This window comes from Halorubrum yunnanense (genome assembly GCF_026586675.1).
In the GTDB taxonomy this organism is placed as follows: domain Archaea; phylum Halobacteriota; class Halobacteria; order Halobacteriales; family Haloferacaceae; genus Halorubrum; species Halorubrum yunnanense.
Map to the genome: position 1 here is coordinate 1 of NZ_JAODIX010000074.1, position 2,553 is coordinate 2,553.

The 2,553-nt window shown below is 56.2% G+C and carries 3 protein-coding genes and 1 tRNA gene; 2 read left to right on the plus strand and 2 right to left on the minus strand.

From position 1 onward, the window contains the following. Positions 1-74 precede the first annotated feature (74 nt). Entirely contained in the window at positions 75-815 is a 741-nt protein-coding gene (locus N5096_RS14855; RefSeq protein ID WP_267665585.1) for a hypothetical protein, read from the minus strand. Between the two features lie 139 nt (positions 816-954). On the opposite strand from N5096_RS14855, the gene N5096_RS14860 reads away from it, so the two are divergent. Together N5096_RS14860 and sod are read left to right on the plus strand one after the other, a co-directional pair. Continuing rightward, positions 955-1,038, plus strand: a tRNA-Ser gene (locus N5096_RS14860). A 478-nt stretch (positions 1,039-1,516) separates the two neighbouring features. Continuing rightward, positions 1,517-2,116, plus strand: a complete 600-nt coding sequence (gene sod, locus N5096_RS14865; protein WP_267665586.1) for a superoxide dismutase — start codon at positions 1,517-1,519, stop codon at positions 2,114-2,116. 53 nt (positions 2,117-2,169) lie between these two features. Here sod and N5096_RS14870 read toward each other — a convergent pair. Then, positions 2,170-2,553 (minus strand): hypothetical protein (locus N5096_RS14870; RefSeq protein ID WP_267665587.1); only part of this gene is annotated, 384 nt, incomplete at its 5' end.

The following is a 2,553-nucleotide window of genomic DNA, read 5'->3' on the forward strand; positions in this document are numbered from 1 at the left end:
CGACTTCCATGGACAGAATCGATTTCCTCGGCTTCGTCCTTCTACTCCGTGATATAAGCCGATTAGATCGTTATTCAACACAGCACTTCTTTCGGCATACGGAGGAGGGCGTTATCTATGTCCACCCATCCGACCTTCGCGCGTCCGACCTCAATCGGGCGGAGTCCTCCGTCGAGCGCGGTATGGATGATGCTCGGATACTTGAATCCGTTCGCGCGATCCCATTCACTTTCCGTTACATCGTCGGCGGCCATTCCGTAGCGCCGGGCGAGGAACTTTTTCCACTCGTCTCGTTCCTCGGGTGAGAGGGCTGAGTACGCGGGGATGGTTCCAAACTCCAGAGAGGCTTCTCGGAAGGCTTTGCGTTCTTCTGCCGTGAGGTAGTCTTTGGGATTAGTCGCGCTGTCTGAGGAGGTGATGGTGATCTCGCACTCCCATTCGTTCTCGGGGTCTTTGAAGCGGAAGAACGCTTTGAGGGCGAGCTTGACGTTGTGGAGGTAGGAATCGGAGTATTCCTCTTCGGAGAGGACTAAGTTCTCGATATACTCGTCGGCATGGTCATGGGTAATGTCGAGAGTGTAGCTACCTCCAAGGTTCCAAACTTGCCGATGGAACTTGTCGATGATGCTCGCATGATTCTTCGCCGTGTGATGGGAGTAGCCCTCAAGCGCGTCGGGGTCTTTCCCCATGTTCGAAAGCCAATTGATGTACTTCTCTCGGTGAGCTTTGTATGCGATAAGCTGCCGCTCGTTGACCTCTTCTTGCGATGGTTCGGGAACGGTAACGATACCTTGAACTTTATCGGGCTTAGACATGGGTACAGGCTCCTATGGTGGTGATTTCACTCTGTCCGGCTGTCGTTGACTTAGCTGCGATGGGCGGAGTGGGTGACATTTTTTCACTTCCAGAGAGCCTGAAATCGCATGACGGCGGCGGTGCGAAGCGAAGCTTCGCGGTGGGATGGCAGAGTGGCCCATTGCGCCGGTCTTGAAAACCGGTAGCCTCACGGCTTCCTGGGTTCAAATCCCAGTCCCACCGTAAGCGCGCGGCGCACCCCGCGCCGCGCGCGTCTCGTGCGAGGATTTGAATCAGAGAGCGGGAGGTGAGCGAGCCGCCTCGCGGGGAGCGAACGGGAGCGACCGTAGTTCAAATCCCAGTCCCACGGTAAGCGCGCGGCGCACCCCGCGCCCCGCGCGTCTCGTACGAGGATTTGAATCAGGGAGCAACCGGTAGGGAGCGACCGTGGTTCAAATCCCACTCCCACCGTAAGCGCGCGGCGCATATCGCGCTGGGCGCGCACCGCCCCACACCTGAAGTAACTGTTCTTAGTTACGCTCAGTCGCGCGATGACGGCGGCCCCGTCGCTCGTCCGAGGTCGACGTTTCAGCCTGAACTGTGAGGGTATCGTTCTCGATTCGGACCCCCCGATAACACTCGCGTCAGGTGACGTGTGGTATCATGTGCCGCATTATCTTTAACAGGTTTCCGGTACATGTTCGTGACAGGTGATACAATAATGAGCTACGAACTCGATCCGCTACCGTACGACTACGACGCGCTGGAACCGCACATCTCCGAGCAGGTGCTCGAATGGCATCACGACACCCACCACCAAGGGTACGTGAACGGCTGGAACTCGGCCGAAGAGACGCTCGAGGCCAACCGGGAGGAGCACGACTTCTCCTCGTCGGCCGGCGCGATCCGGAACGTGACCCACAACTCCTCGGGTCACATCCTCCACGACCTGTTCTGGCAGAACATGTCTCCCGAGGGCGGCGACGAGCCCTCGGGCGACCTCGCCGACCGGATTGAGGAGGACTTCGGCTCCTACGAGGCCTGGAAGGGCGAGTTCGAAGCGGCCGCCGGCAACGCGTCCGGCTGGGCGCTGCTCGTCTACGACACGTTCTCGAACCAGCTCCGCAACGTCGTGGTCGACAACCACGACGAGGGCGCGGTCTGGGGCGGTCACCCGATCCTCGCGCTGGACGTCTGGGAGCACTCCTACTACCACGACTACGGCCCGGCCCGTGGGAAGTTTGTCGACAACTTCTTCGAGGTCGTCGACTGGGACGAGCCGTCCGCCCGCTACGAGCAGGCCGTCGAGCTGTTCGAGTAGCGTTCCAGAACGCAAATTTATTTGTGATATTTGAGCGGTAGGTAGCGTCCGCTTTAGGTCGAGAGGATTGGGATCTTTATTATAGAGCCATTACCAAATACAGCGAACTCTTCAATTTCAATATTCAATCCACCAATCAAGGAATATACATTTTTCTTTTCAACTTTTTCCTCAATGTTTTTTGGATCTCGGATTTCGTCGGATTCAGATACGCTTTCTGCTGACTCAATCCCCTCAAAATTCATTTTTCTAAGATCTGAATCGAGGTGTCCTTTTGCTTCGTGAACCTCCTCATGAATTGATTTGTACTTGGACTTGTTCGGAAACTCAACAAGAAATTCGTTTCCTGAAACTTGGACATTCAGTCTACGCTCTTCTGTAGGAGATTGTTGATACTGTTGAGCTGTCGCTGTGGAGTCGAAGAGGACAAGGGCACC

What these genes read in the sequence shown, in the direction of transcription:
- sod (WP_267665586.1), top strand. Translation starts at nt 1,517, where the DNA reads ATGAGCTACGAACTCGATCCGCTACCGTACGACTACGACGCGCTGGAA.
- N5096_RS14855 (WP_267665585.1), bottom strand. Translation starts at nt 815, where the DNA reads ATGTCTAAGCCCGATAAAGTTCAAGGTATCGTTACCGTTCCCGAACCA.